Origin of the sequence: Sphingobacterium sp. 1.A.5 (assembly GCF_002734235.1) — a bacterium.
In the GTDB taxonomy this organism is placed as follows: domain Bacteria; phylum Bacteroidota; class Bacteroidia; order Sphingobacteriales; family Sphingobacteriaceae; genus Sphingobacterium; species Sphingobacterium daejeonense.
In genome coordinates, this window is sequence record NZ_PEBA01000002.1 from 15,917 (window position 1) to 42,829 (window position 26,913).

At 37.5% G+C, this 26,913-nt stretch carries 24 protein-coding genes and 1 tRNA gene; 15 read left to right on the forward strand and 10 right to left on the reverse strand.

Annotated features, from left to right (window positions below):
• Window positions 1-50: 50 nt before the first annotated feature.
• On the reverse strand, window positions 51-1,100 hold the full coding sequence (locus CRT24_RS01660; RefSeq protein ID WP_099369523.1) for a 3-oxoacyl-ACP synthase III family protein: 1,050 nt from the start codon (window positions 1,098-1,100) through the stop codon (window positions 51-53).
• 68 nt (window positions 1,101-1,168) lie between these two features.
• On the opposite strand from CRT24_RS01660, the gene CRT24_RS01665 reads away from it, so the two are divergent.
• The 4 genes from CRT24_RS01665 to CRT24_RS01680 all read left to right on the forward strand — a co-directional run bounded on the left by CRT24_RS01665 (window position 1,169) and on the right by CRT24_RS01680 (window position 6,018).
• The gene (locus tag CRT24_RS01665) at window positions 1,169-1,450 is read left to right on the forward strand and encodes an ATP-dependent Clp protease adaptor ClpS (protein ID WP_099369524.1); all 282 of its coding nucleotides are present in this window, start codon (window positions 1,169-1,171) and stop codon (window positions 1,448-1,450) included.
• An 89-nt stretch (window positions 1,451-1,539) separates the two neighbouring features.
• On the forward strand, window positions 1,540-4,032 hold the full coding sequence (locus CRT24_RS01670) for a TonB-dependent receptor domain-containing protein (protein ID WP_099369525.1): 2,493 nt from the start codon (window positions 1,540-1,542) through the stop codon (window positions 4,030-4,032).
• 58 nt (window positions 4,033-4,090) lie between these two features.
• Entirely contained in the window at window positions 4,091-4,909 is an 819-nt protein-coding gene (locus tag CRT24_RS01675; RefSeq protein ID WP_099369526.1) for a DUF1080 domain-containing protein, read from the forward strand.
• Entirely contained in the window at window positions 4,909-6,018 is a 1,110-nt protein-coding gene (locus tag CRT24_RS01680) for an SGNH/GDSL hydrolase family protein (protein ID WP_180269037.1), read from the forward strand. Before CRT24_RS01675 ends, CRT24_RS01680 begins: the two co-directional genes overlap by 1 nt.
• A gap of 18 nt (window positions 6,019-6,036) precedes the next feature.
• Here CRT24_RS01680 and CRT24_RS01685 read toward each other — a convergent pair whose 3' ends face one another.
• Window positions 6,037-6,738 (reverse strand): YjjG family noncanonical pyrimidine nucleotidase, encoded by a 702-nt coding sequence (locus CRT24_RS01685; protein WP_099369528.1) that lies wholly within the window; start codon window positions 6,736-6,738, stop codon window positions 6,037-6,039.
• Between the two features lie 120 nt (window positions 6,739-6,858).
• On the opposite strand from CRT24_RS01685, the gene CRT24_RS01690 reads away from it, so the two are divergent.
• From CRT24_RS01690 to CRT24_RS01715, 6 genes are all read left to right on the forward strand, one after another.
• On the forward strand, window positions 6,859-7,734 hold the full coding sequence (locus CRT24_RS01690) for a sensor histidine kinase KdpD (protein ID WP_099369529.1): 876 nt from the start codon (window positions 6,859-6,861) through the stop codon (window positions 7,732-7,734).
• Entirely contained in the window at window positions 7,724-8,431 is a 708-nt protein-coding gene (locus tag CRT24_RS01695) for a response regulator transcription factor (protein WP_099369530.1), read from the forward strand. The genes CRT24_RS01690 and CRT24_RS01695 overlap by 11 nt, the downstream gene beginning before the upstream one ends.
• An 8-nt stretch (window positions 8,432-8,439) precedes the next feature.
• Window positions 8,440-8,955 carry a hypothetical protein gene (locus CRT24_RS01700; RefSeq protein WP_099369531.1) on the forward strand — a complete coding sequence of 172 codons (516 nt, stop codon included), beginning with the start codon at window positions 8,440-8,442 and terminating at the stop codon, window positions 8,953-8,955.
• Window positions 8,955-9,992, forward strand: coding sequence for a uroporphyrinogen decarboxylase (hemE, locus tag CRT24_RS01705; RefSeq protein ID WP_099369532.1), 1,038 nt, complete (start codon window positions 8,955-8,957; stop codon window positions 9,990-9,992). The genes CRT24_RS01700 and hemE overlap by 1 nt, the downstream gene beginning before the upstream one ends.
• Window positions 9,993-10,110: 118 nt before the next feature.
• Window positions 10,111-10,662, forward strand: coding sequence for a protoporphyrinogen oxidase HemJ (gene hemJ / locus CRT24_RS01710; protein WP_099369533.1), 552 nt, complete (start codon window positions 10,111-10,113; stop codon window positions 10,660-10,662).
• A gap of 10 nt (window positions 10,663-10,672) precedes the next feature.
• Entirely contained in the window at window positions 10,673-11,179 is a 507-nt protein-coding gene (locus CRT24_RS01715) for an outer membrane beta-barrel protein (protein ID WP_099369534.1), read from the forward strand.
• A gap of 11 nt (window positions 11,180-11,190) precedes the next feature.
• Here CRT24_RS01715 and CRT24_RS01720 read toward each other — a convergent pair whose 3' ends face one another.
• The 3 genes from CRT24_RS01720 to CRT24_RS01730 all read right to left on the reverse strand — a co-directional run bounded on the left by CRT24_RS01720 (window position 11,191) and on the right by CRT24_RS01730 (window position 15,114).
• Window positions 11,191-12,624 (reverse strand): NAD-dependent succinate-semialdehyde dehydrogenase, encoded by a 1,434-nt coding sequence (locus CRT24_RS01720; RefSeq protein WP_099369535.1) that lies wholly within the window; start codon window positions 12,622-12,624, stop codon window positions 11,191-11,193.
• A gap of 106 nt (window positions 12,625-12,730) precedes the next feature.
• Window positions 12,731-13,942, reverse strand: a complete 1,212-nt coding sequence (locus CRT24_RS01725; protein WP_099369536.1) for a bifunctional 3,4-dihydroxy-2-butanone-4-phosphate synthase/GTP cyclohydrolase II — start codon at window positions 13,940-13,942, stop codon at window positions 12,731-12,733.
• A 194-nt stretch (window positions 13,943-14,136) separates the two neighbouring features.
• Complete coding sequence (locus CRT24_RS01730) at window positions 14,137-15,114, reverse strand: AraC family transcriptional regulator (RefSeq protein WP_099369537.1); 978 nt, start codon at window positions 15,112-15,114, stop codon at window positions 14,137-14,139.
• Between the two features lie 105 nt (window positions 15,115-15,219).
• Between CRT24_RS01730 and CRT24_RS01735 the strand changes: the two genes are divergently transcribed.
• From CRT24_RS01735 to CRT24_RS01745, 3 genes are all read left to right on the forward strand, one after another.
• On the forward strand, window positions 15,220-17,682 hold the full coding sequence (locus CRT24_RS01735) for a TonB-dependent siderophore receptor (RefSeq protein ID WP_099369538.1): 2,463 nt from the start codon (window positions 15,220-15,222) through the stop codon (window positions 17,680-17,682).
• A 74-nt stretch (window positions 17,683-17,756) separates the two neighbouring features.
• Window positions 17,757-18,938 carry a PepSY domain-containing protein gene (locus CRT24_RS01740; RefSeq protein WP_099369539.1) on the forward strand — a complete coding sequence of 394 codons (1,182 nt, stop codon included), beginning with the start codon at window positions 17,757-17,759 and terminating at the stop codon, window positions 18,936-18,938.
• A gap of 52 nt (window positions 18,939-18,990) precedes the next feature.
• Window positions 18,991-21,408, forward strand: coding sequence for an outer membrane beta-barrel family protein (locus CRT24_RS01745; protein WP_099369540.1), 2,418 nt, complete (start codon window positions 18,991-18,993; stop codon window positions 21,406-21,408).
• A gap of 68 nt (window positions 21,409-21,476) precedes the next feature.
• On the opposite strand, the gene CRT24_RS01750 is transcribed toward CRT24_RS01745, so the two are convergent.
• Window positions 21,477-22,949: an LptF/LptG family permease gene (locus tag CRT24_RS01750; protein WP_099369541.1), complete on the reverse strand. Its 1,473-nt coding sequence runs from the start codon at window positions 22,947-22,949 to the stop codon at window positions 21,477-21,479.
• A 185-nt stretch (window positions 22,950-23,134) separates the two neighbouring features.
• Complete coding sequence (locus CRT24_RS01755; RefSeq protein WP_093098723.1) at window positions 23,135-23,512, reverse strand: START-like domain-containing protein; 378 nt, start codon at window positions 23,510-23,512, stop codon at window positions 23,135-23,137.
• Window positions 23,513-23,838: 326 nt separating this feature from the next.
• Between CRT24_RS01755 and CRT24_RS01760 the strand changes: the two genes are divergently transcribed.
• Together CRT24_RS01760 and CRT24_RS01765 are read left to right on the forward strand one after the other, a co-directional pair.
• Window positions 23,839-23,912: transfer RNA gene (locus CRT24_RS01760), tRNA-Met, on the forward strand.
• A 158-nt stretch (window positions 23,913-24,070) separates the two neighbouring features.
• The gene (locus tag CRT24_RS01765) at window positions 24,071-25,351 is read left to right on the forward strand and encodes a site-specific integrase (RefSeq protein WP_099369542.1); all 1,281 of its coding nucleotides are present in this window, start codon (window positions 24,071-24,073) and stop codon (window positions 25,349-25,351) included.
• Here the strand turns inward: CRT24_RS01765 and CRT24_RS01770 are convergent, their stop codons facing one another.
• From CRT24_RS01770 to CRT24_RS01780, 3 genes are read right to left on the reverse strand one after another with little or no spacing between them, the layout of a single operon-like run.
• The gene (locus tag CRT24_RS01770; protein WP_099369543.1) at window positions 25,352-25,729 is read right to left on the reverse strand and encodes a helix-turn-helix domain-containing protein; all 378 of its coding nucleotides are present in this window, start codon (window positions 25,727-25,729) and stop codon (window positions 25,352-25,354) included.
• A complete protein-coding gene (locus tag CRT24_RS01775) occupies window positions 25,726-26,091 on the reverse strand; it encodes a hypothetical protein (RefSeq protein ID WP_144034478.1) in 366 nt (121 codons plus the stop codon). Before CRT24_RS01775 ends, CRT24_RS01770 begins: the two co-directional genes overlap by 4 nt.
• 12 nt (window positions 26,092-26,103) lie before the next feature.
• Window positions 26,104-26,907 carry a S24 family peptidase gene (locus tag CRT24_RS01780; protein ID WP_099369545.1) on the reverse strand — a complete coding sequence of 268 codons (804 nt, stop codon included), beginning with the start codon at window positions 26,905-26,907 and terminating at the stop codon, window positions 26,104-26,106.
• Window positions 26,908-26,913: the final 6 nt, after the last annotated feature.

Genomic DNA, 26,913 nt, shown 5'->3' on the forward strand with positions numbered 1-26,913 from the left:
AAAAAGCGGGTTCAGAATTTCTGAACCCGCTTTTCTTTAAGTATTATCTATTACCAACGTATAAGTGCTGATCCCCAAGTAAATCCAGCGCCAAAAGCAGCAAGACATACCAGATCACCATCTTTTATTTTTCCTTCTTCCCAAGCTTCACAAAGGGCGATCGGAACTGATGCGGCTGTTGTATTGCCGTATTTTTGGATGTTATTAAAAACTTTATCATCAGTTAATCCCAATGTTTTCTGTACAAACTGTGAAATTCTCAGGTTTGCCTGATGTGGAATTAACATATCAATATCTGTAGTTTTAAGGTTGTTTTTATTTAGAGCTTCACCTATTACTTCTGGGAATTTAACTACAGCTTTTTTGAATACTGCCTGACCATCCATGTATGGGAATGCAGAACCATCGTCCAACATTTCTTTGGTCATCAGCATTTCACCTAATTCAACATCTGGCCATTTCGGCATATTTTCGCCTAGGTAATAGCCTGCTGATGCTCCAGGGAAGTACATAGCCAGCTTTTCAGCTTCTGAGCCATCTGAATGTAGGTGCGTACTCAAGATCCCTTTACCTTCCTCGTTTGTAGGTTGTAGGACTACAGCACCGGCACCATCACCAAAGATGACAGAAACAGCACGACCACGTGTTGAAAAATCCAAAGCAAATGAATGCTTCTCCGAACCTACCACCAAGATGTTTTTATACATTCCGGTTTTGATGAATTGGTCTGCGATTGACAAGGCATAAATAAATCCCGAGCATTGATTTCTGACATCCAATGCACCGACTTCTTTCATGCCCATTTCGCGTTGCAGCAATACCCCACAGCCAGGGAAGTAATAGTCTGGAGATAGGGTTGCAAAGATGACAAAATCAATTTCTTCAGCTGTTGTATTTGCTCTTTCGATTGCTATTTTCGAAGCTTCCACCGCCATGCTAGTCGTTGTTTCTCCGATTCTATTGGCGTATCTGCGTTCTTTTATTCCTGTTCGTTCTTGGATCCATTCATCACTCGTCTCCATAAAACGAGTCAGGTCATTATTGGTATATACGTTCTTGGGGACATAATAGCCCAAACCCGCAATTTTTGATTGAAACATAGGTCTAACTTTAATAAACAATTCAGCTAAAATACTGATTTATTTGAAAAATAAGCTACTTTTGCTCTATGAGCGTTGAAGTTGAACAAGAAACATTTACCCTGGAAGAAATCCTTGCTGTTGCCAAGGAATCTAACAAGTTGATTTTGTGGAATGATGATTTCAATACTTTCGATCATGTCATCGAATGCTTGATCGAATACCTTCAGTATACCGAAATGGAAGCCTCCAGAATCGCTTGGACGGTACATACCAAAGGAAAATGCATAATCCTCGAGGGGTCTCTGACCGAAGTTGAGGTTTACCGCAAAATCCTCAAAGCCGAAGGATTAACTGTCTCTGTAGAGTAAAATAACTCGTAATAATACAGTTACGTTAAGATTACTTAAGCATTTTATCTGCATTTTTGGGAATAAAATCACAAAGAAAGAAACCCGTAATGCTACTTAAGAAAGCCCTAAGCTGTTTAATTTTATTATTCCCACTAATTTTATTTGCACAGAAAGTCAACATCAAAGGCCGTATTTTGGAACAAGACAGTGTATCACCAGCCATTGGAGCTAGTGTCAGTCTTTTGTCCACTGTAAACAACGCCTATATCCGCGGTCAACAAACCGGAAACAATGGTAATTTTGACATCCAAGAAGTTGACCCCGGAACCTATAACCTACAGGTTACCTACATAGGTTTCAAAACCTATACCCGCAATAATTTTGTTGTCGCTCCTGGTAAGGATATTGACCTTGGTACTATTTCCCTCGCCGAAGAGGGCGAATTGATTTCTGAAGTCGTGGTTCAAGGGAAATTACCCGACCTGCAGATCGGCATTGACAAGAAAACATTCGATGTATCTCAAAGCATGGTCAGTGTCGGAGGATCAGCTCAGGATCTTTTGGGAAATGTTCCGACTTTACAAGTAGAATCAGATGGAAGTATCAGTCTTCGTGGTTCAAGTAGTGTAAGATTTTTGGTAGATGGTAAAGAATCCGCTATGGCAGGGTCTGACATCAATGCATTCCTACAATCACTTCCTGCAGACGCAATTTCTAAAGTTGAAATTATCACCAATCCTTCCTCAAAATATGATGCTGAAGGACAATCCGGAATTATTAATATTATCCTTAAGAAAAATGCTCGTTTAGGTCTTAATGGATCAGTAAATGCATCTGGTGGATCATATGAAAATGCAAATGCAGGCATAACACTTAATTACCGAGATGGGAAGATGAACTATTTCGGAAACTATAATTTTAGTAGAAGAAATAGTTTGGGTGATGGGTTTTCTGACAACGTAGATTATATCAATGGTGTGATTACTGACCTAAGTCCAAGGACCGTTAGTAATGAAGAGAGCAAAAGATTGGGTTATAACAATACCATTCGCCTAGGTGCTGATTACTACATGAATGAAAAGACCTCATTAAGCCTCACAACGAATTTGAGTTTAAGGGACAATGAGCGCGGTAATGATATTAATTATAGCTACTGGAATGTACCAGGGCTAGGTTCTAGCAGTTTCCGTAATTCCTTACAACATGAAGATGATTTAGGGATTGATGCACAGTTGGATTTCAAGAGGACATTAAAGCGTGAAGGTGAAGAAATCTCAGCCAATGTATCATTTGGTTATGATACTGAGGATGGGGTTAATGATTTTCATCAAACATTTGCGAATGGAAATGCAGATCTTAAACGTGTGAACAATACTTCCGAATCGGGAAAAAATTGGAACATGCAATTGGATTATGTATTGCCATTAGGGGAGAATCATAAATTTGAAGCTGGATACCGTAGTATCTTAAGATATTCTGATGAGAGCCAATATTCAGAAGAATTGGATTCGTTGACTCAGCAATTTTTGCCTGACTATAGAATTACCAATGATTTTGATATGGCAAGTACAGTTCATGCCCTATATGCAAATTATCAAAGACAATTAACCAAGAAATTAGGAGTTCAGTTGGGTTTAAGGGCTGAACAAGCAAACTTGAATACCAATATTTATTCCCATGATTTAGAAAACCCTTCCATTATTAAGAATGATAAAGGAGAGCTGGATTACTTTAGATTGTACCCGAGTGTGTTCTTGAGTTATTCAGTAGGGGAAGGTCAAGGTGACAAGGTTCAATTGAGCTACTCACGCAGGGTACAACGCCCAAGAGGTTGGCAGGTAAATCCGTTCATTGATGTTTCAGATGTTCAAAACTACCGCCAAGGTAATCCCAACTTGTTGCCGGAAGATATTCACGCAACAGAGTTGAGCTTCTCGAAATTCTACGAAAAATGGAACTTTATATCATCGGTATTTTATCGTCGCGTAAATGACCAAACCCAACCCGTGATTTATGATGAGGATCTAATTTCTGATATCGTAGGTGACAGAACCAACGTTACTTATATGAAATGGGAAAATGCTTCTGACCTAGATGCGATGGGTTTCGAGTTGATTACAAAAGTGAATCTTACCAATTGGTGGGATGTTACAGGTAATGCCAATTTATCTCATATTACTTTTCATCCGAAAGATGGCTTGGGATTGGTAGGTCGTGAATCTTTTAACTGGAATGCTAACCTGACCACCAACGTTAAATTTACACCTACATTTTCTGCTCAGGTAAGGGGAGATTATCGGAGTGGAATGAAAACCATGCAAGGGGAAATGAATCCAATGAAAGGTGTGGATGTAGCATTGAAAAAGGACTTATTTAAAAATAAAGCAAGTTTAATGTTGAATGTTAGGGATGCTTTCAATACCCGTAAGTTCTCGATGCACAACTATCTTCCAAACAGAGAAACACAATTTTCACACCGTTGGATGAGAAGAATGATTACGCTTTCATTTACTTATAGATTCGGTCTTCAAAATTTCGGAAGGAAAGATAATGAACAGAATGGTCAGGATATGGAAGATATGGGCGGTCAACAATTTTAATGCTTGGTTTTACAAATAGAATAATTAAATTAGACTTTCACTTAATCAACTTTATACTATGAAAAGAAACTTTATGTATGTATTAGTAGGTGCAATTGGTTTGACTGTTGCTTCGTGTGCAACCAAGAATGCTACTGCAACCAAAGGAGCAGATACTCCTGCCTATGAAGTACTTGATTTGCCTAAAGTATCGCTAAAAGACTTTAAAAAGAACTCCGCTGGAGCCTACGTATTATTTGATGGATCTTCCTTAAATGGATGGAGAGGTTATGGTAAGGATCATGTGCCTAGCAAATGGGGTATTGATAACGGAACTTTAAAATTCTCTAAAGCTCCTGCAGGTGTACAAAACCCAGAAGGTGGGGACTTAATCTTTGCTCATGACTTCAAAAACTTTGAATTGGAGTTTGAATGGAAAATTTCACAAGGTGGTAACTCAGGGACTTTCTTCTTAGCGAAGGAAATCAAAGGTCAACCGATTTATATTTCAAGTCCGGAGTTTCAATTACTGGACAACGAGAACCATCCTGATGCCAAAATGGGCGTTGACGGCAACCGTAAATCATCTTCATTATATGATATGATTCCTGCGAAGCCACAGAATGCGTTCCCAGCTGGAGAATGGAACAGAGCAAAAATCGTAGTGAACAAAGGTAAGGTTACACATTACCAAAATGACGAAAAGGTAGTGGAATATGAATTGTGGACTCCAGAATGGACCCAATTGTTGGAAGCTAGTAAATTCAGCAAGGAAAAATGGCCTTTAGCATTTGAATTGTTGAACAACGTAGGTGGTAAATCGAAATCAGGTGTCATCGGATTCCAAGATCATGGCGACGATGTATGGTTGAGAAACATCACTGTAAAAGAATTATAATGTTTAAGTTATTTAAATATTGGAAAGAGAGCCTATTGGGCTCTCTTTTTTGTGTCCTAAGTATTTGTGGTATTGCACAAGAGAAAAAATGGTACAATATCCTTCAAGAAAACGCTCTGGAAGGGCGGGTGGGTGCCATTAAAGCAGAGGATAGATATGCTCGATTGCCTTTATATCTAAAAAACGAAGTTAGAGAGCCCGTCTGGAATCTAGGCCAAGATGCTGCAGGAGTGTATGTAGATTTTAAAACCAATGCATCCAGTATCGTTGTGAAATATAAAGTGAATGGAGGATTAAATATGCCTCACATGCCATCTACTGGGGTTTCTGGATTGGATTTGTATGCTAAGTCATCAAATAGCGATCATTGGAACTGGATAACGGGGAATTATAGTTTTAAGGATACTATTAGTTATACATTTCAGAACTATGTAACTGAGCCTAACTCGACCTATCGACTCTATCTCCCATTGTACAATTCAGTAGAATGGATGGAATTGGGCATTGGTGAAAACGATCAGCTCGAATTTTTACATCAGAAGACCAAGCCTATTATTGTATATGGTACTTCTATTGCACAGGGTGCTTGCGCAAGTAGGCCGGGCTTGGGCTGGACGAATTGGATGGGTAGAAACTTTGATCAAGAAGTTGTTAATCTAGCTTTCTCTGGGAATGGTAGATTGGAACAGCCCATTTTAGACCTGATTAAAAAAGAAGATGCGTCTGTATTTATTTTGGACTGTGTTCCAAATCTTGGCATTACAGCAGAAAGGACCGAAGAAAAGTTGATTGGATTAATTGTTAATGCAGTCAAAACAATCAGGTCAGAACATCCCAATACGCCAATAGTCATAGCAGCACATAGTTCCAGCCAGGTACCAGGTGTATTAAACAAGAAGAATACCGATGGCTATAATTTGAGCTCCGCAATAGCGGAAAAAACTGTGAAGGAATTGCAGAATAATGGGGATAAGAATCTTTACTGGCTGACCTCGAAAGAAATCGGATTGGATAATAGTTCAACAGTTGATTATGCACATCCCAACGATTTGGGCATGGAGAAAATCGCTGCTGCTTATACGAGATTATTGCAGAAAATAATAAAGTAACAATCGTTGCGGCAGGGATTAAAAAATCTGCTGCAATTCTTTAAGATCTTTAATCATATGGTTTATATCCTGGGGTTTTTCAACTTCCAAAGGATTAAAGAATATTGCTTCTAGACCTGCGTTCTGAGCGCCGCGTACATCCGCATCTATATTGTCACCAATCATAACAGCTTCTTCTTTAATTGCTTTACCATTCTTAAGAGCATGTTCAAAAATCCTACGATCAGGTTTGTTAATTCCTACGATTTCTGAAATAACGATAGTATCGAAATAAGGAGCGAGTTTACTATGTTCCAATTTTTTTTCACAGGCTTCTTTAAAGCCATTTGAAATCAAATGTAAAGTATATCTGTCTTGCAGGTAACCTAGCGTTTCATGTGCATTTGGGAATAGATTAGTTTTGGTCGGACAGATCTCTAGATATTCCTCTTCAAAAGCAACTGGAAAGAGTTCGGGGTTTACACCCAATTGAGTAAATGTATCAGCGAACCTTAGCTTTCTTAAAGTTGGTTTGTCTATTTTGCCGTGATGATACAAGTCCCACAATCTATGATTGTTGGTTGTATATGTAGCGATGAAGGTTTCGGAGGTGGGAGAGTTGAAGATATGATCAAAAGAATATCTGAAATACAATTCATGCAAAGTTTCTTCAGCATTCCTGTCAAAATCCCATATGGTATGGTCTAAATCGAAAAATATATGCTTTTTATCTTGGAACATGTGCAAATATAAGGGCTAATGTTTCCTTAATCAACAAGGAATCTAAGTTTACTGTCATAAAGTTGGGCTTACTTCCTAATAAGGACGTATTTAAGTACATTTGCGCAGGAAACATAGTATATGAAGAAAGCTTTATTTCTATTTTATTTTCTTATATTTTATGCAATTACACAATTGCTATGGTGGGGTTATATTCTTGTAAAATTTGAACCTGACCGCAAAGGTATGATTATAGGGGAAGGTCTTATTTTCATGCTGATTTTTGTTTGGGGGGCTTTAAAGCTTAAAAAGCAAGTAAAAAGAGAGCATGAAATTAACCAGCAACAACAAAACTTTCTGTTGGCGATTACCCATGAATTGAAATCTCCATTGGCATCTGTGAAGTTGTATATCCAAACCATTTTGAAAAGGGACCTAGACAGGGAACAGCAAAAGGTTTTTTTGGCGAATTCACTAAAGGATATTGAGCGCTTGGATGATTTGGTTGAAAACGTATTATTAACGACTAAATTGGAGAACAGAGCTTATCAATTGCCGAAGGAGGCTTTTAACATGACGGTTTTGGTTGAAGAGATTATTGACCGTCTTCAGAAAAATGCTTGCAAATCGCAGATTATAAAATATGATTTGGAGCCCAACATTGAACTCAAAGCGGATAAATTTGCGATCACCAACGTCATCACGAATTTGGTTGAGAACGCTGTCAAATATTCACCTCCCTGTGCCACCGTCTTTGTGAAGTTGCAGCAACAGGCTGGAAACCTTCTTTTTTCTGTGACAGATCATGGAGAAGGAATACCCGATGAAGAAAAAAAACTTATATTTAATAAGTTTTATCGAGTAGGCAGTGAGGCAACCCGTAAAACCAAAGGGACTGGTTTGGGGTTATATATTGTTAAAACAGTATTACAAAAACACAATGCCACCATTCGGGTGAAAAATAATAACCCAACGGGTAGCATTTTTGAAGTTATTTTTGAAAATTATGCAAACTAAACAACGTATACTATTAGTTGAAGACGAAGAGCATCTTTTGGAAGCTATCAAATTGAACTTGGAGCTTGAAGGATACCGTGTTACTACCGCGACAGATGGTAAGAAAGCATTAAAAATATTTAAGGAAGAGCGTTTCAATCTGATTATCCTAGATGTGATGATCCCAGAAATTGATGGCTTTCAAGTAGCAGAAACGATCAGGCTTCAGAATTCTGAAGTTCCTATTATGTTTTTGACTGCCAAAAACAGCTCTGAAGACCGCATTACGGGTTTGAAAAAAGGTGCTGATGATTATTTGGTTAAACCATTCAACCTTGAAGAACTGATCTTACGTGTTAGCAATTTGATCCGCAGAGGCATGAAAGGTGAGGATTTGAAAGAACTGAATTCCTATACCATTGGTGATAAGACCATTTATTTCAATTCATTTGAACTACATCATGCTGATGGTACCATTACTTCTTTGACCAAAAAAGAAACGATGTTGTTAAAGTTATTGATTGAGCGCCGAAATGAAGCAGTTTCTCGTGAACAAATCCTAGAGACGGTTTGGAATTACGATGTGTATCCTTCAACACGTACCATTGATAATTTTATCCTGACTTTCAGGAAATATTTTGAACCTGATCAAAAACACCCAATTTATTTCCATTCCATTCGTGGGGTAGGATATAAGTTTACTGATAATTCGAACTAAACTTACAGATGACTAATCAAGCTCGAAAAATAGTAATCGCAATTGCGATTGCATTCCTATTGTATGCTATCTACGCTAAGCATTACAATATTGCTGTCTATATTTTCGGCGGTATTACCTACCTGGTTTGGAGTTATCTGAAAGAAGGTACGGTTTATTTAGCGACTCAAGCTTTTCATAAGCAAGATTATGAGAAAACGAAGAAACTTTTGGCGGAGATCAAGAACCCTGATAAACTAAGAAAAGGAAGGCGTAACTTCTATGAATTTATGATGGGTAACATCGCTTTGAAGGAGGATAGGATTGAGGAGGCTGAATATCATTTTCAATTAGCTTCAAGATTACCATGGCGTAAGGACAATGAAAAGGGTATGGTCTTGATCAACCTTGCCAATATCAACCTGAGGAAGCACGATTATGAACGTGTACAAGCCTATTTAGATGTTGCGACCAAACTTCGGTTGACAGCGCGGCAACAGTCAATTATTGAGAAAATACAAAACGAAGTAAATAAGCATAAATAGTGGACAAAAATTTAAAAAACGATCTATTGATTCGTGCTGCGTTATCGCAGCCTACGGAGAGACCTCCAGTGTGGATGATGCGTCAAGCAGGAAGATTCATGAAAGAATATTGGGAAATCAAGAACAAATATTCCTTTCTAGAGATGTGCAAAACTCCTGAGGTTGCCGCAGATGTTACCATGCTGCCAATAGACCTCTTGGGTGTTGATGCAGCTATTCTATTTTCGGATATCCTTGTTACTGCGGAAGCGATGGGTGGAGACCTTTCTTTCGAGCAAGGTGTTGGGCCAAGATTTTCCAATCCGATCAGGACAGCAAAAGATGCTGAATACTTAAATGTAGATTGTTTGGACAAATTGCAATATGTAGGTGATGCTATCCGTGTGATCCAAAATCGTCTAGATGGTTCTGTTCCTTTGATTGGATTCGCAGGTGCCCCTTTCACTATTTTGAGCTATTTAGTAGAAGGTGGTTCTTCAAAAGACTTCAAATTGACGAAGACCTTTATGAACAATCAGCCTGAATTGGCACACAGCATTTTACAAAAAATTGCAGATGTGACGGTAGATTATCTGAACATGCAAATTGAGGCCGGAGTGAATGCTTTACAATTATTCGATAGTTGGGCACTGGCTCTATCATGGAATGATTATCAGGAATTCTCCCATAAATACAATAAATACATCATATCTAAACTGAATAGAAAAGATGTTCCAATCATTTCATTCAGTAAAGGAAGTTCTGTGTTTGCTCCGATTATGGCAGATGCAAATCCAGATGTAGTATCCGTGGATTGGAATGCAGACCTATTGAACATCAAAAAAGCCTTACCTCATAATATGGCAGTTCAAGGAAATTTAGATCCATTTGTATTATATGCAGATAAGCCTGTTATCAAGAAAAAGATTTTAGAATTATTCGAGCGTATGCGCGGTGAGAATGGATTTATATTTAACCTAGGCCATGGTATTATGCCGGATATGCCATTTGACAACGTTAAGTACGCTATTGACGTTATTAAAGAATTCAGATATTAATATTTTAAACATAGAAAAGGAGCCTCCACATTGTGAAGGCTCCTTTTCTATGATATCATTACGTTAGCATGGCGTTAATTGAGGATATAATTTCTATTTTTGGTTATTAATAAGATTTATGCTTTACTTATACGCGAAAGCGATACATATCATTTTTGTTATTTGTTGGATGGCAGGTTTGTTTTATATGCCTAGATTATTCGTTTATCATACCGAGGCAAAACAAAAGACTGATATTGAATACCAAGTATTGCACAAACAGTTTGTGGTCATGGAAAACAGGCTGTGGTGGGTTATCACAACTCCAGCGATGTACCTTACAATAGCATCAGCCCTGGTGATGTTATATGTAAACCCAGCATTGTTGACTGTAGGATGGATGCAAGTTAAGTTATGTTTCGTTGCTGCACTTGTTCTCTATCATTTCAAATCCCAGCAAATCATGCATCAGTTAAGAGATGAAAAATCAACATGGACATCCACTCAATTAAGGATGTGGAATGAGGTGTCCACCATTATCTTATTTGCCATTGTATTTTTGGTCATCTTGAAATCAGCTTTTGGATGGATTTTTGGCGTAGTGGGAATTGTAGGATTAGGAATTGTACTCATGATACTTGTTAAGCTCTATAAAAAATACCGGAAGGCCAAGGGTGAGCAAGTAGATTAATCAATATATTATGAAGAAATTACTTTGGATTTTATGTGCTTTTATTTTTCCATTAGCTCTTAATGCACAAGAACACGACTGGGCTTTTGGACTTTTTGGTGATCTAAAATTAGATGATGCCGCTTATGATGCTAGTTTCGGGGTACAAGGTAAATATGACTTCAGCAACCATCAGTCTGTTCAAGCTCAAATCCACGGTAGGGGAGATCTTTTGGCCGTAGGTGCTGATTATTTGGTGAATATCTTTGATAAGGAAAAATCGAATTTCAATATTTTTCTAGGAGCAGGCCTTGGTCAAGAATTTTTTACCTATGACTATTCAGTGGAAGGACCTGATGACCAACCTATCCGTAGGAAAGAAAATTTTACGAAAGCAAATGGTCAGGTAGGATTGAGCTATTACTTTCCAACCGTAGACCTATCCTTATACACTGCTTATAAACTGAAGTATCAATTTAAGGATGGGATCACTGAGCCTAACTATGTCATGCTAGGTTTAAGATATCATATCTGGTAATGTTTTGGAGGTTAGATTCCTCCAAAACAGATATATTTTACTTCTATATATTCGTCTAAACCGTATTTGGATCCTTCTCTTCCGAGTCCTGATTGCTTAACTCCTCCAAAAGGAGCGGAGGCATTTGAAATAAGTCCAGTATTTACGCCAACCATTCCAGCTTCTAATTGTTCAGAAACCCTGAAACATTGATTTACATTCTCACTAAAGAAATATGATGCCAAGCCAAAAGGAGTGTCATTAGCTAATTTAATAGCTTCATCTTCAGTTTTAAATTTAAATAAGGCACATATAGGTCCAAATGTTTCTTCTGTTGAAATCACGCTATCCTTTGGCATATCGATCAATACGGTAGGTTCATAGAATAGGCCCTTTATTGGTTTGCCACCTGTTGCTACTTTTGCTCCTTTGTCAATAGCATCTTGGACATGTTCTTCAACTTTTTTCAAGCCTTCAGAATTGATCAATGGGCCAACTTGTGTTCCTTTTTTAAGACCATCACCAACAGCCAAGGCCTTAACGGCTTCCGTTAATTTCGTGCTGAATTCCTTGTATACTTCTTCTTGAACATAAAATCTGTTGATGGACACACAGGTTTGTCCTGTATTTCTGAATTTTCCTGAAACAGCACCTTTTACTGCTTTATCGATGTCTGCATTATTAAACACAATGAATGGAGCATTGCCACCAAGCTCTAATGATATACGCTTAATAGTTGAAGCGGCTTGTTCCATTAACGTGCGCCCTACGGAAGTAGATCCTGTGAATGATATTTTTCTGATTTTTTCATTGGTTGCCAATTCCTTCCCAATTCCTTTGCTATCCTTAGAGGTAATAACATTGAATACCCCTTTAGGGATGCCTGCTTTATCGGCTAATTTAGCTAATGCAATTGCTGAGAATGGAGTTTGTGAAGCTGGTTTTAATACTACAGTACAACCTGCTGCCAATGCTGGTCCTACTTTGCGTGTTATCATGGCCAATGGGAAATTCCAAGGCGTAATGGCTGCCACCACACCAACACCTTGTTTAATGGTTTGCATCCGTGTATTGCCTGCCAAAGAAGGTATAGTCTCTCCATAAGCTCTTTTTCCTTCTTCTGCAAACCAGTCAATAAATGAATTGGCATAGTCTACTTCTGTCAATGATTCTTGGAGAGGTTTTCCACTCTCTAAGGTCATAATTTCAGCAAGTTCTTGTTTGTGTTCGTTGATTAAATTATAAAGATTCCTGAGCATCTTGGATCGTTCGCCTACAGGGGTTGATTTCCAGGCTTCCCAAGATTTATGGGCTGTATCGATGAATTTCTGACAATCCTTAACAGTTAAGTCTGGCAATGAACCCACGGGTTTTAACGTGGATGGATTGATGACCTCAAATGTTTTTTTGGAACTGATAAATGATCCGTTAAGATATGCTTTTTCAATTAAAAGGGAATTCTTCATAGTCTATTTTTTTATCGAACAATTGGTTTAAAGAAATGTTTATTCTAAAGTAGAACCATGGGGTTCAAAAACAAAATGGAGGTATAAAACCTCCATTTCAATATTATTAAAGATTATTTAGGGAATGTCCCATTTTATCTCTTTTTGTTTTCAAGTAACCTTCATTATATTTATTTGGAACGATTTCGATAGGCACATTGTCTACCACCTCCAAGCCGTATCCAATTAATCCAGCACGTTTTGTTGGGTTATTTGACATCAATTTCATTTTAGTCACGCCCATATATCTCAATATTTGTGCTCCGACTCCGTAATCGCGTAAATCCGGTTTAAATCCTAATTGAAGATTTGCATCGACTGTATCTACACCATTTTCTTGAAGCTTATAGGCATGTAGCTTATTCACTAATCCTATGCCTCTGCCTTCTTGATTCATGTATACAATAATACCTTTACCTTCTTTTTGGATCATTTCCATTGATTTATGAAGTTGCGGTCCACAGTCACAACGGCATGAACCAAAAATATCACCTGTCACACAAGAGCTGTGTACTCTTACCAAGATAGGTTCATCTTCATTCCATTCACCTTTGTAGAGTGCTAAATGTTGTTCGCCAGTATTCTTTTGAGTGAAAGCTTTCATTTTGAAATCTCCCCATTCCGTTGGCATTTCAACACTTACTTCTTCTTTAATTAGGGTATCATGTTTGAGGCGGTACTCAATTAAATCCTCAATGGATACTATTTTTAAGTCGAAACGCTCAGCTACTTTGATTAAGTCTGGTAAGCGTGCCATTTCACCATCATCCTTTAAGATTTCAACAAGTACACCTGCGGGTTCAAATCCTGCCAAACGAGCTAAGTCTACAGATGCTTCTGTATGACCTGTTCTTCGCAATACGCCCCCGTCTTTAGCAATTAAAGGGAAAATATGGCCTGGACGACCTAATTCCTCCGGTCTGATATTTGGATCAATTAATGCTTTAATGGTTTTAGATCGGTCTGAAGCAGATATACCTGTGGTACAGCCATATCCTTGAAGATCCACAGAAACAGTAAAATTAGTTTCATACACCGCAGTATTGGTATTTACCATCAATCCCAGGTTTAATTCCTTACAACGCTCCTCAGTTAAAGGTGCACAAACAAGGCCTCTACCATGGGTAGCCATGAAATTTATGACTTCTGGAGTAGCATTACGTGCTGCAGTGACAAAATCCCCCTCATTCTCACGGTCCTCATCATCGACAACAATAATGACCTTTCCTGCTTTAATGTCCTCGATTGCTTCTTCAATCGTATTTAATTGGATTTTCATTTGCTTTTAATATTGTTACAAAGGTAGGGCTTATTAACCATTATTTTATAAGTATGTTGTCATAAATCTTGCCTCTACACTAAATACATACAGGGGAAAACTTATTTAAATTGGTTTGACAAATCATTTGTTGTTTAAACAATCATTTTATTAAAATTAGAATATTCTCTTATAAAATCAAAATCTGAAAAGAATTAAGATGAATGTTGAATCCTGAACTCTTGTGGTTTAATATGATAGTGATCAAAATAAACCTTAGAGAAATGATGAGAATACTTAAATCCTGTCAAGAAAGCAATTTCCTTGATTTCTAAATCAGAATTTAATAAGAGATATTTTGCACGTTTTAATTTTTGCTTTCTAATATAACTGAATACAGTATCATCAAATAAATCCTTGAACGCATTTTTCAATTTATATTCATTGATTCCGAATTTTCGGGTCAAAGTTTTTAAATGTAATTCTTCATGAAAATGCTCATCCAGGTAACTTTTTATATTTAACATAATTTCAATGTCATTCTGCGACCATTTCACAGCGTTTAGCTGATTGTTTGCGCCGGCAAAAACAGTAATGATCAACTCTAGAGCTTTTGTCCTTATAAACTGTTTGGCAAATTCAGATTGATAGCGATGATTCAGCAACTCTTCGATTAATTTTTTTTGATGTTCATTAATCACTGATGCCTCACGGTAAAAGGTGTAATTCTTTAACAAAAAATGCTCTCGTAAATGCTTTTCAGAATAACCTTGAGTTTTAAGTAATTCAAATAAATAATCTTCCTCAATATGAATATCCAAGACTTTTCTAGAGCTGTTATACGCAATATATCCATTGGTCTTAGGGATATTGATAAATTGGTAATGGTTTCCTGGAATAACAATAGATTTATTGTTGACACTTTCAAAATTAGAGTTTCCTTCTATTTCAAACTGTACTTTGATCATTGGAAACTGGTGGTTCACTCTTAAGAGAAAGGGTTGATGTAGCTTCCACTCTTGAAAACTGACCGTTACCATTTCGTCATGGTACTTCATTAACTTACCTTCTATCAATTCATTTTTAATCCATTTGAATTCAAATCCATTGTTAAGTTGCTGATGATCAGTGGAGTCTAAAAGTTCATGTAAATGATCTTTGCCATAGAGTTCTTTTAGCGTCACGGTCTTCATTTTATCCTTTATATGTTGTCTTATATCCCTTAAATGTTATCAATGGAATTTCAAATGTAATACTTTTGCCTCATTATTTATATTTAATCTAAATAAGTTTTATATATGTTTGGAAATTTTACTCAACAATTTTTAAAGGTTACATTAACGATTTCTATCTTAATCTTAATTCCAATAGTTTTATTAGCCCAACAGACGGGCATCATTCAAGGAGAGGTTTATACCATTGATGGTAAACCATTATCCTATGCTTCGATCCGCTTAAAGGATACCCGTTATAATACAGCCGTAGATGAAACGGGTCATTTTATATTAACTGCACCTGTTGGCAAATATGTTCTACAAGTAACTTATGCAAATTATACGGTCGAAGAAGTTCCTGTAACGATTCAATCTGGACAAACTTTGCAGGTGGACCGTATAACGGTACAGTCGAATTCTACGCAATTAAGAGAAGTCATTGTATCGGATATCCAAAGGAATAAATACGCAAGGAAAGAAACTCAGGATATCGCGAGAATGCCCTTGGCAAATCTTGAAAATCCACAAGCATATAGTGTCATTACAAAAGAGTTGATCATGGAAACGGCAGCAACAGATTATGTTTCTGCTTTAGGTCAAGTTCCTTCAGCTGTAGTTTCCAATGGGATAAATGACAGTGGGAATGGCATTCTATTGCGTGGTTTTTCGACCTTTAATTCAGGAATGGTTAGGAATGGCCTTCCCGTGAACACGAGAGCTGTATCTGAAATATTCAACTTAGAAAAGGTCGAAGTGTTAAAGGGACCTTCCGCTACACTTTTTGGTGCTCAAGTAACTTCCTATGGTGGTGTGGTTAATAACGTTACCAAGAAACCATTTGAATCCTTCAGAGGAGAGGTAAGTTATATTACCGGAAGCTTCGGCATGAACAGGTTGACCGCAGATGTTAATGCGCCGTTAAATAAAGACAGGACTGCATTAGGACGTTTCAACGTCATGGGAATGACCAATGATGGTTTTCAAAATGAAGGTAAGAGCAAGGCTTTTGGATTTGCGACCAGCTTATTGTTTAAAGCAGGAGCAAAGACCAATGTAAGGTTTGATGCTGATCTGTACAATTCAACAAAACCATTGGTGGCGTATATAAGAAATACACATAAATTAACCATGTCAAATATGAAGGAATGGGATCTACCTTATGATCGATCCCTTACTTCAAATGATATCGCCACCAATAGGACCAACATTAACATTGGTGCTGAGATTGAGCATCAGATTTCAGAAAATTGGACTTCAAGAACATCTTACTTATACAATAACGCAGGCGACAAGGGTTCTATTTTTATGGTTCCGATGATTGTTGATGACAACAGAATCGAGCGCCGTTATAGAATATTTGATGATTACAGTCTGAACTTTTCCGTAATCCAGCAAAATTTCAATGGTTCTTATAAAGTAGGATCAGTAGAAAATAAGGTTTTATTAGGTCTTGATGCCACATTCTATACCAATAAAAACTTATATATGGTTCCATTCTTTGCTATCTATGACACGGTATCCGTAAAGGATCAGGCATGGAAACCATTGTCTCGTTCTGAGGTTGATCTTTCTAGAGGTGAAAGGAGTTTTGGAGATGGGGTTGATGATAGTAAGTACAATGTATCCAGTGCTTATCTTTCTAATGTTACTAATGTTTCGGATCGATTTTTCGTGATGCTGAGTGCTAGGGTTAATAGATTCCAACAAGGTACCATTAAATCTTATAGTCCGGGGCAGCCTGAGATAAAAGACGAGAATGGTAAGGTAGAGCAAAGAGCAACACCAGAATCTTATACCGAGACTGAAGGCTATACTCAAGTCAATGTTTCTCCCAAAATCGGACTAGTATATCAACCGATAAAAGACAAGGTTTCGATTTTTGCGAATTACATGAACAGTTTCACGAACATTGCTGCATCCAGAGGTATTGCCAATATTAATGATGATCCTGAACAAGCGGATATTATCAAGTGGAAGCCTGAGCAAGCAAACCAAATTGAGGCCGGAGCAAAATTCGAGCTGATGGATGGTCTTATCAATGCAACGGTTAGTTATTACAACATTAAGGTCACCAATAGGCTGATGGAGGTAACCACTGGGGTTAACATTCAGGACGGAGAGCAGAAAAGTGAGGGATTTGAAGTAGACCTCATTGCAAACCCTGTAAGAGGTTGGAATATTATTGCAGGCTATGGATACAATGATAATAAATATGTGAAGGGAGAAGAGGATATCCTTGGGAAAACACCGGCATGGACTCCAAAACATGTAGCTAATTTATGGACATCATACAAATTCTTGGACAATGGAGTGAAAGGGTTGGGATTTGGAGCTGGATTTAATTATGTAGACAAAGTATTGATGAATATTGCAGATGATTTCTATATCCCATCTTACGCAGTAATTAATGGTACTGTATTTTATGACCAGCCCAAATACCGTGTTGGTGTAAAATTAAACAACATTGCTAATATAAAATATTGGGATATGTTTGGTAAACCGCAAAGGCCATTCGAATTCTTAGCTAATTTATCATTCAAGTTCTAATTTGATTTTTCTAATGCCAAACTACTGCGAGGATAAACACTCGCGGTAGTTTATTTCTAATCACCTATCAAGACATGCAAAATTTCGAACTGAAAACAAAACCTAAGCCAGTCAGCAGTGCTGCACCTCCTAAAAAGAAGGGTAAAAATTGGTTTACCCGATTAAACGCTTGGTTACACCTGTGGCCATCTATAGTTTCTGGATTGATTGTAGTCTTTGTATGTCTTACAGGGACTATTATCGTTTATTGCGATGAAATATTGGAACTATCAGCTGGTGATGCCAAGAATGTGGAATTGGGAGGACCTAAAGCAACTGCGGATCAATTGATGGAATCTGTTCAGAAATTTAATCCTAATCTTAAAATCTCTCAATTGGTGTTTTTCAATGATCCTAAAAGATCGGTTAGGGCTAGAGCTTTCAATGAGGAAACCAAAAAATTAAATCTTATTTATATCAATCCCTATACGGCTGAAGTATTGAAAGTCGATTATACCATACATTTCTTCTTTGTAACTGCGCATCTTCATTCCAATCTGTTGGCGCATGCATTTGGAGGATGGGTTGTTTTAATTTCTACCGTAATTTTTCTGATTAGCTGCATTACAGGATTGATCTTGTGGTGGCCAAAAAGATGGACGAGGAAGGTAAAACAGGATAGTTTCACGATCAAATGGAAAGCGAAATTCAAAAGATTGAATTATGACCTTCACAATGTTTATGGATTCTATTCGCTGTTGTTGTGTTTTATTCTAAGTGCTACAGGCATCATCATCTTTTTTCATGGCTCCTTAGGTACGGCTATTATCACGTCATTTGGCGGGTCTGATGAGCATCTGGAGGCTGCATTGCCTGCAGAGGATAAATCAAAGACTTCCTTGGATCTTGCTCAATTTGCTTACCAAGCCCTGGAAAAAAATCCAGATAAGAAGAATGCATCCATTTGGCTTTATAGTCTCGATAATGTTGGTGCTTATACCTTTCAGATGGGGGTATCAGGTTTAAAAAGCACAGAAAACCTAGGTATGGAAGTCTATGATAAATATAACGGTCAACATATTGAGGTTGAAAGGCCATTTGTGCTACATGAAAAGGTAGAGAACTATGTTTGGCAATTGCATATGGGCCAATGGTGGGGACAATTCGGGAAATTATCAACTTTCTTGGCGGGGGTGATTGCCACTTCATTGCCAATTACAGGATTCTTAATCTGGTGGGGCAGAAGAAAGAAAAAAAAGAAAGTATCTAGAGCCTAACATCTTTATCTATGAAAACAATAAGCCATTCCATTAAATATAATCTATATATATGCTATTACGTCATAAACTATGTGCTTTATTGTTGTTGTTTTCAACGGTCCTTTTTGGACAAAGCAAAATTGAAGGAATTATCCATAACGAAGAAAATTCTGCCGTCAGTCAGGCTACCATTATATTGAAAAACCATTTATCAGGAGATGAAAAATCAGTCAGTTCTAAAGATGATGGAAGTTTCTCTCTGGAAATCAAACCTGGAAGATATGATTTGAAAATAACTTTATTGGGTTATTCCGAATTTCAGAAGAAGGATTTGGATATTCCCAATAATGGTTTGAAATTGGGAATTTTACAATTAACAGCAATTTTTCAGAACATTGAGGAAATTCAAGTAACAGGTGAGCGCAAGCTTATTGAGAGGAAATCGGACCGTATGGTTATCAATATTGAGAATAGCGTTTTGTCTGAAGGTATGACGGCTCTCGAAATACTCCAACGAGCACCTGCTGTTAAAGTGGATGATGATGGGAATATCAGTATGCGCGGGAAGTCAGATGTTGCGGTGATGATCAATGGAAAATTATCCTATCTATCACCTAAAGATTTGGCTACCCTCTTAAAGGGCACTCAGTCATCTTCCATAAAAAGCATTGAACTGATTACAAATCCATCGGCGAAATATGATGCTCAAGGCATGGGCGGAATGATTAATATCGTGATGAAAAACGGGAAAAAAGCAGGCTATAACCTTTCTGTGAACAGTTTTGCTGGTGCCGGCAGAAAAGAAAGATATGGTGCAGGGTTCAATTTTAATAGCCAAATCAATAAATGGAATTTTAGTGCCGGTTATGATAGGGGTTATCGTGGGGAAAGGGAATATCGAAACTTTGACCGTTTCTTTGAGAAAAATCCCAATGATAGCCAAGCCAGGAAATCAATGCAATATTCTCAGACGGACGAACCTCTAGAAACTAACAATGCAAAAGTTGGAATTGATTTTCAAGCCTCTGAAAAACTTTCTATGGGATTAGCTTGGTCAGGCAGCTTCGGAACTTATAAGAATTTCAATAATGGTTATAATAATATACTGTTTCTCAATGATGAAATGATATCGAATTCACTTACCGATAACAGCAATGTGAGCAAATGGAACAACCATACTGTCATGGCAAATATTCAACATTCGATGGGAAAGAAGGAGCACCTTCTATCTGCTGATTTTGAATATATGAACGCTGATTATAAAGCCGATCAGGAGTTGAGGTCAGATTTTCAGAAGACAGCCTACCAGCCTAGTTTCTTTTCTCACAGAAAAAATAAAACACCATCATCCACTAAGCTTTATGTTGGTAAGTTAGACTATTTACATCATCTAGGTGAACATCAGAATCTAGAGGTAGGTTGGAAAAGTAGTTTTGTTAAAGCAGATAATAATGCTATCAATGATACATTAAGAAACGGGCAATGGGTAAATGACAAAAGTACCAGCAATCATTTCTTATATGAGGAGAAAATCCATGCTGCCTATGCCAACTATCTTTTGGAGGCCAATGATTGGAATATCACTGCTGGACTGCGATTTGAGGCAACCAATGCTATAGGCAACCAACTGACCAATGCAGTTGTTAATGAGAGGAATTATAGCCATCTTTTTCCAAGTGCTTCTGTGAGCAGGAAAATCAACGATATGCACAGTTTGCAGGTCTCATATAGCAGAAGGATCAATAGGCCGGATTATGAAAACCTTAATCCATTCCGTTATTATGTTGATGCCTTTGTGTTTTTTGAAGGGAATCCTTTGTTGCAGCCTGAACTTGCCAACTCAATTGAACTGAATTATTCATTTGGCAGAAACCTTCATGCCTCTTTCTATTATACCGATGTGAAAGATGTAATGACTAGTGTCCTCACCCAATTGCCGGAACAAAATGTGACGATCAGGTCGATTGCAAATATTGAAGGATTTAGAAATAAGGGTTTAAATATAAACCACACTTATTCTCCTGTTAGTTTCTGGACTACGATCAATAATGGAAACGTGTTTGAAAATCATTATTTCGGATCTTTCAATAACGAGAAAATCGATAACCGGGAGTGGTCTTATTCCTTGCAGAGTACCCATGTTTTTAAATTTCCTAAAAGCTGGTCTTTTGAACTGAATGGGCAATATAATTCACCCCAGACTGATGGTGTATTTCGTCAGAAAGGGAGGGGGTTTGTTTCTGCTGGAGTGATGAAATCGGTTTGGAATGATAAACTATCCTTAAAGCTTGCTGCCAATGATATATTCAAGACTATGAACTATCAAGCAGAGTCTCATATTGGAGGTGTAAGAATGAATCAGAAATTCAACTTGGATTCTAGGACCATATTGTTTTCAGCGACATTGAAAATAGGGAAGGAGATTAGCAAAAAGGTAAGAAAACAGGACACTAGCGATGAGCAGAGCAGGGTTCGTGGAGGAAATTAATCTGAAGTATATAGTTAACATGAAAATGGGCTTCGATTTTGAAGCCCATTTCTTTTATTTTGAAGATTTTATGCTGGAGAACTTTTGTTCTCTTTGATTTCTTTTTTCTTATTGAAGAATCCGATTATTTTGTTCCATATTGCCTGCGCCTTGATCTTATATTGATCGGCATCAAATAATGCAGAATCGGAGGTAGATTTATAAGTCAGGAATATTGCCAGTGGCGTCAGTACAATGATGGCCATCCACATGCCCCACATAGGTGTAAGACTGGCATCTTTTGCTGCTTTTTCGGACACTGTAGCAATGACGTGGTAGATTAAGAAAAATATAATCGCCATAACAACGGGTAATCCCAATCCTCCTTTACGGATAATTGCACCCAATGGTGCTCCAATGCCAAACAGTAATAGACAGGATACTGCAAGCGTGAATTTTCGGTGCCACTCAATGTCGTAACGGATATCCTTTTCGGCATAGGGGCTGAACTCTGCCTCGCGGTTTACGGCCATATCTTTGATCTGCCGTGCTTGGCTCAATCCATTGTTGATTGCCATCCGCATCTGACCATTTTTCTCCAGGTCGGGCAATCCTACCTTTGTGTTGGTCCGACCTTGGCTGCCATTCCTGAAATAATCAGAATAATAATTGACATATCGCTTGGCTTCGGTAGAATTAATGCGTTCCAGGCTGTCGATCTGAATCCTGTTGGAATCCGAGTACATCCTGAGTTGTTTCAAGTTCAACATCTGGTGGTGAGACCTAAACAGGTCCTGGTCGGTCCTATTCATGGCAAAACTGCCCATGTCAAATTTGGTGGTTGTCTCTTTAAACCTGAATCGGGTAAACTGTTGTCTAGGATCGTATCGTTTTGCGTTCTCCGACCTTGAGTCTTCGTATCTTACTCCATCCTTTAATTCCAAGACCATATAGTTGTTATCCGCTGAATTCTGGATGTACCCTTCCTTAGCAAAAGTTACGTTAGTTGCAGTACCACCAGAAGGATGCTCATAGATCATCAGGTCATGCAGAGTTGTACCATCTTCGCTCTTTCCTTTCGCACGGATGGAATAGCCAGGGATGGTATTGTTGAAAACGCCAGGTTTAATAAAGAAATCGGCTTTTTTCTTTCTTACATCATACAACAAGGATCCCATTTTCAAGTTTACCACTGGTAGGATATAATCCGAAAAGAGAAAAGAACCAGCACTGAACAGCCCCACCACGATAAACAACGGGGTCATTGCCTTACGTAAGGAAACTCCGGCAGCCTTAATAGCGACAAGCTCATAACTCTCACCCAAGTTTCCGAAGGTCATGATCGAAGACAAGAGCATGGACAATGGCAATGCCATCGATAGCTGGACTGCACATTGATAACTCAACAGCTCCAGAATCACATACCATTGAAACCCTTTACCAATGAGATCATCAATGTATTTGAATAAAAACAACATCAACAATACAAACATGACAATAAAGAAAGTCACCAAGAAGGGCTTTATAAATGCTTGTAATATGAGTAAGTTTACTTTTTTCATGTTAACTAATCTGACCAATTTTCACGCTTGAAGATTCAATTGTATGGTCCTGATGCAAATATACGCTTTTTGTATTCTGAAAAATGTTAGAAAATCGTTAAAGGTGACTAGGATCATTCAAGTGGTATCCTTAAATACAAAGAGCCCCTAAACATAGTCTAGGGGCTCAGCGAATAAAATCTTTTTTATGCTCCAATAACTCTTTGTAGGTACCCAATAGAGTTATTCCAGATTAGTTTTCTGTCGTCCAGATTGTCTTCTTTTACATAATCCGTTACGCTCAACGCTACATCGTTTGTCAATTCGTCTTGGATAATTTCAATTTCAAAGAAATAGGGTTCATCATCCAGCCACTTGAACTTGACGCTTTTGTTTTCTTTTGTTGCAATCAGCTTTGCACGGTGAGACTCGTTGTCCCAAATAAATTCATAAATACCATCATGATAATTCACATCATCTGCAAACCATTGAGCAAGTTCATTTGGCTCCTGGAGGTAAGGAAAGAGAATTCTAGGTGAAGAATTTAATACATATTCTAAATTTAATTTAATCTTTTCTGCCATATGATATTTATAAGTAGATCTATTTTATTCTTGTTAGTAATCGCTTAGCATAATTTCATGCTACTTTTTGTAATAATAATCATTTAATCCAATATTCAAAAAAATCTAATTAAAATCTTTATTCACAAAAACGGCATTATTAACAGTTTTAGGGCGTTGGTAAGATTGTGAGGTACGAAAAAATAGGGTTATTATTCCATATGCTATCTTTTTGACTATAAATTGGTTGTGAATTTTTGGGTTTGTTTGGATGAATTATCCTCTAAAATTGTGTAAAATATTCTTTGATAATTATTCCTATTTGCTATCTTTGCATACCGAAAAACGGCGGGGTAGCTCAGATGGTTAGAGCGCAGGATTCATAACCCTGAGGTCGGCAGTTCGATCCTGCTCCCCGCTACTAAGCTAAATCTCTCAAAGTATCCGAGAGTATTCAAAAGGTAAAAATAGAGCCCTTTCATTTCTGGAAGGGCTTTTTTATTTTCATTGCTATATTTTTTAGTATTTATTTATATCTTTATGCACACACTTTCCTGTGTGCAGTATAGTGTTTAGCTTATGTCAATCCCAAAAATTTATTTAAAAAGAAGGACAAATGAGGATGATGGCCAATTGTGGCTGTATTATTCCCATGGAACTCCAAAAAGATTGGAGTACTATACTGGAATAAGGATAGAAAATAAATTTTACAATGAAAAATATTGGGAAAGCAATTCAAAGAAACCTTTGAAGAAAGGTTATATCTATTCTGATCATTATAATAGGAGGCTCAACGAAATGCTGTCATTTGTTGTTACATTGACTGTAAATGAAAATATCCATGATAACAATGAGCTAAAAAGAAGGTTATCAGCCGAATTCAAACCTGAAAAGATAGAAGTGCCTGTAGCCGATGGGTTTGATCCATCAGATTTTATTTCATATTGTGAGTATGTCCAAGGTCAGCGCAAAGTTGGAAAGAGATCAATCGTAAATGGAAACAGGCAGGGTTTGAATTACAAAGAGAATAGCCTAAGAAATCCCTCCACTACAATTGCATCATTGAAAGAATACCTCAAACACAAAGGTCTGGCAAAAATTGGCTTCGATGATATTGATGTTTCTTTTTACATGGACTATAGGAATTATTTACTAAATGTTAAGAAAAGAAAAATCAGTACATTTTCCACGAGGGTACGCGATATCAAAGCATTTATGAATGAAGGCTTTGACGATAAGCTCCATAACAATACGGAACACAAGAACAAAAGATTTATTGCTCCAAAATATGATTCTACTGGTATAGCCCTAACACTTGAGGAAATCAGGACCATCCAGGATGCAGATATCGATGAATACTATCATCATGTTAGGGATCTGTTTCTAATTGCGTGTTATTCTGCTTTACGGTTTAGCGATTTCTCAAAGCTTGAAGTAACAGATATTGAAGATGGATTCATTAGGCTCAAACAGGACAAGACGGAAAACCGGGTTACAATACCGATAATGAAGGGGTTGAAAGAAGTACTAGCAAAATACGATAATAAATTACCTCCGATTTGCAGCAACCAGCATTTCAATAGGACCATTAAAAAAATATGCTCGCTTGATGAAGTGGGATTGGATAGGGTTTATGAAAAGGATAAAGATGGAAATAAAATAATGTGGAGTTCAAAGGTTACGAGCCATACCGGGAGAAGGTCCTATGCAACCAACATGTTTAAGTTGGGAGTGCCGACAATCCTGATCATGTCGGCAACCGGTCATAAAAAAGAGGAAATGTTCTTAAGGTATATTAAGGCCACAAACGAGGAAAAATCAAGAATGTTGGCCGATTGGATGGAGAAGCTTGATATCTAATTATTTTTCGGTATCATAAACATCCCTTACCAATTTGTAGACAACCCTCTTTAGATCATCATATAGTTTTGAAAGGTCTTCATAGTCCTTTTTTATAGTATTCAGATCTGACATTACGGTAGATTTGTCCTCATCTCCTGATATCATGGTCCCTACACCGGTACAGTACCAATTGATGTTCAGATTGTATTTCTTTCTCAAGACCCTTAGATGTTGAAATGTAAGAGGGTTCTCCCCTTTCTCGGTCCTACTTATATACGGCTGCTTAGTTCCAAGCACAGTGGCAAGCTCTTTTTGGGAGATTTGGTATTTTTTCCTGAATTTTACCAATCGTGCTGCTTCATCACGATATGCTAGGATTGGTTTTTCAATATTCATAGACTTGAAAAATGAAATTTTAGATTTTTGAAGAATAGATCCTGGGAAACCTTAAAAAGGTGTTCTGTTGTAAAGTCCAATTTATATCCAGCAATTATCGATTGGTCCACGTAGAGCTGGATCAACTCCCCTATGTATTCAATCCATACCGTATCAGAGTCTTGGATATTGATGTTTATATAACCTTCTATTTCTTTGGTGTCATCATCCTGCATTGCAAAAAGAGTGTTTACCAAAATCAGTTTTTCCCTTGCAGGTCTTTGGTTTTTACCCGAAACAAAATGGGTGTCAAAATTATTGAAGACCTCCTTAGTTTTTAAGCATTCGATTATATGATCAGCCAGGCTGATGTCTTTTTTCACGCAATTCACCATTTATATTTCTACTTCTCTTTTAACAATATTGTAAACAAAACTCACATCTTCCAGATCTAGCTTAAAGTCAGGATAAGTATCCTTGTCTTCATTTAACGATCGTAGGGTTACAATCCCGTGTTCCACATCGTGGGAAATAAGCTCCTTAAAGATTATACCATCTTTTTTTGTCGCAAATGCATAGAATGGATATTTATGGGTATGGAATCTGGATTTCCAGAACTCACGATTAATTTCACGTCCAATAATTATATCTCCGTGGACAAATGTTGTTCTCCTATCCACATCCATGCTATCTCCTACTACCCTAAAAGCCCTATACCTTCCTTTGTGGTATTTGAATACAGTAGTATAGATGTACTCCTGATCTTCCAAATATTCTGCGTCGGCATAGCCAGTCAAAGAACCTGCTTTTGCCGTTTCAGTAATCAAGGGTACTTTCATCCTATATACCCCTGGGGATATCTCATAGAATTTTGTGTTTCCGTCATCATCGGTAGAAACCATTTCATTTTCCATGATTTCACCAAGAACTTTAGAATTCGATTTTACCTGAACAGCAGGATGGTTTTCTGGGAGATCGGATAAATACTTGATATCAGATTTCCCAAGGATCCATTCTAAGTTATATTCGGGAAAATTCTTTTTGAGATTATTTAATGTAGTGGTACGTAAATTATCAACCTCTTCCGGAGTGGATTTTATGAGTTTACTTAGATTACCTGGATTCATTCCCAAGGCTATTGCTGCAAATTTCTGTTGAATATATTTTTCAGCAATTGCAATCTTTAAGTTTTCTAACATGTATGT

Bases quoted from the DNA above. Each gene is read 5' to 3' on its own strand.
- CRT24_RS01670 (WP_099369525.1), top strand. From the start codon at position 1,540: ATGCTACTTAAGAAAGCCCTAAGCTGTTTAATTTTATTATTCCCACTA.
- CRT24_RS01675 (WP_099369526.1), top strand. From the start codon at position 4,091: ATGAAAAGAAACTTTATGTATGTATTAGTAGGTGCAATTGGTTTGACT.
- CRT24_RS01660 (WP_099369523.1), bottom strand. From the start codon at position 1,100: ATGTTTCAATCAAAAATTGCGGGTTTGGGCTATTATGTCCCCAAGAAC.
- CRT24_RS01685 (WP_099369528.1), bottom strand. From the start codon at position 6,738: ATGTTCCAAGATAAAAAGCATATATTTTTCGATTTAGACCATACCATA.
- CRT24_RS01765 (WP_099369542.1), top strand. From the start codon at position 24,071: ATGTCAATCCCAAAAATTTATTTAAAAAGAAGGACAAATGAGGATGAT.
- CRT24_RS01740 (WP_099369539.1), top strand. From the start codon at position 17,757: ATGCAAAATTTCGAACTGAAAACAAAACCTAAGCCAGTCAGCAGTGCT.
- CRT24_RS01695 (WP_099369530.1), top strand. From the start codon at position 7,724: ATGCAAACTAAACAACGTATACTATTAGTTGAAGACGAAGAGCATCTT.
- CRT24_RS01735 (WP_099369538.1), top strand. From the start codon at position 15,220: ATGTTTGGAAATTTTACTCAACAATTTTTAAAGGTTACATTAACGATT.
- CRT24_RS01780 (WP_099369545.1), bottom strand. From the start codon at position 26,907: ATGTTAGAAAACTTAAAGATTGCAATTGCTGAAAAATATATTCAACAG.
- CRT24_RS01720 (WP_099369535.1), bottom strand. From the start codon at position 12,624: ATGAAGAATTCCCTTTTAATTGAAAAAGCATATCTTAACGGATCATTT.
- CRT24_RS01750 (WP_099369541.1), bottom strand. From the start codon at position 22,949: ATGAAAAAAGTAAACTTACTCATATTACAAGCATTTATAAAGCCCTTC.
- CRT24_RS01770 (WP_099369543.1), bottom strand. From the start codon at position 25,729: ATGAATATTGAAAAACCAATCCTAGCATATCGTGATGAAGCAGCACGA.
- CRT24_RS01730 (WP_099369537.1), bottom strand. From the start codon at position 15,114: ATGAAGACCGTGACGCTAAAAGAACTCTATGGCAAAGATCATTTACAT.
- CRT24_RS01715 (WP_099369534.1), top strand. From the start codon at position 10,673: ATGAAGAAATTACTTTGGATTTTATGTGCTTTTATTTTTCCATTAGCT.
- CRT24_RS01755 (WP_093098723.1), bottom strand. From the start codon at position 23,512: ATGGCAGAAAAGATTAAATTAAATTTAGAATATGTATTAAATTCTTCA.
- hemJ (WP_099369533.1), top strand. From the start codon at position 10,111: ATGCTTTACTTATACGCGAAAGCGATACATATCATTTTTGTTATTTGT.
- CRT24_RS01700 (WP_099369531.1), top strand. From the start codon at position 8,440: ATGACTAATCAAGCTCGAAAAATAGTAATCGCAATTGCGATTGCATTC.
- CRT24_RS01725 (WP_099369536.1), bottom strand. From the start codon at position 13,942: ATGAAAATCCAATTAAATACGATTGAAGAAGCAATCGAGGACATTAAA.
- CRT24_RS01690 (WP_099369529.1), top strand. From the start codon at position 6,859: ATGAAGAAAGCTTTATTTCTATTTTATTTTCTTATATTTTATGCAATT.
- CRT24_RS01680 (WP_180269037.1), top strand. From the start codon at position 4,909: ATGTTTAAGTTATTTAAATATTGGAAAGAGAGCCTATTGGGCTCTCTT.
- CRT24_RS01665 (WP_099369524.1), top strand. From the start codon at position 1,169: ATGAGCGTTGAAGTTGAACAAGAAACATTTACCCTGGAAGAAATCCTT.
- CRT24_RS01745 (WP_099369540.1), top strand. From the start codon at position 18,991: ATGCTATTACGTCATAAACTATGTGCTTTATTGTTGTTGTTTTCAACG.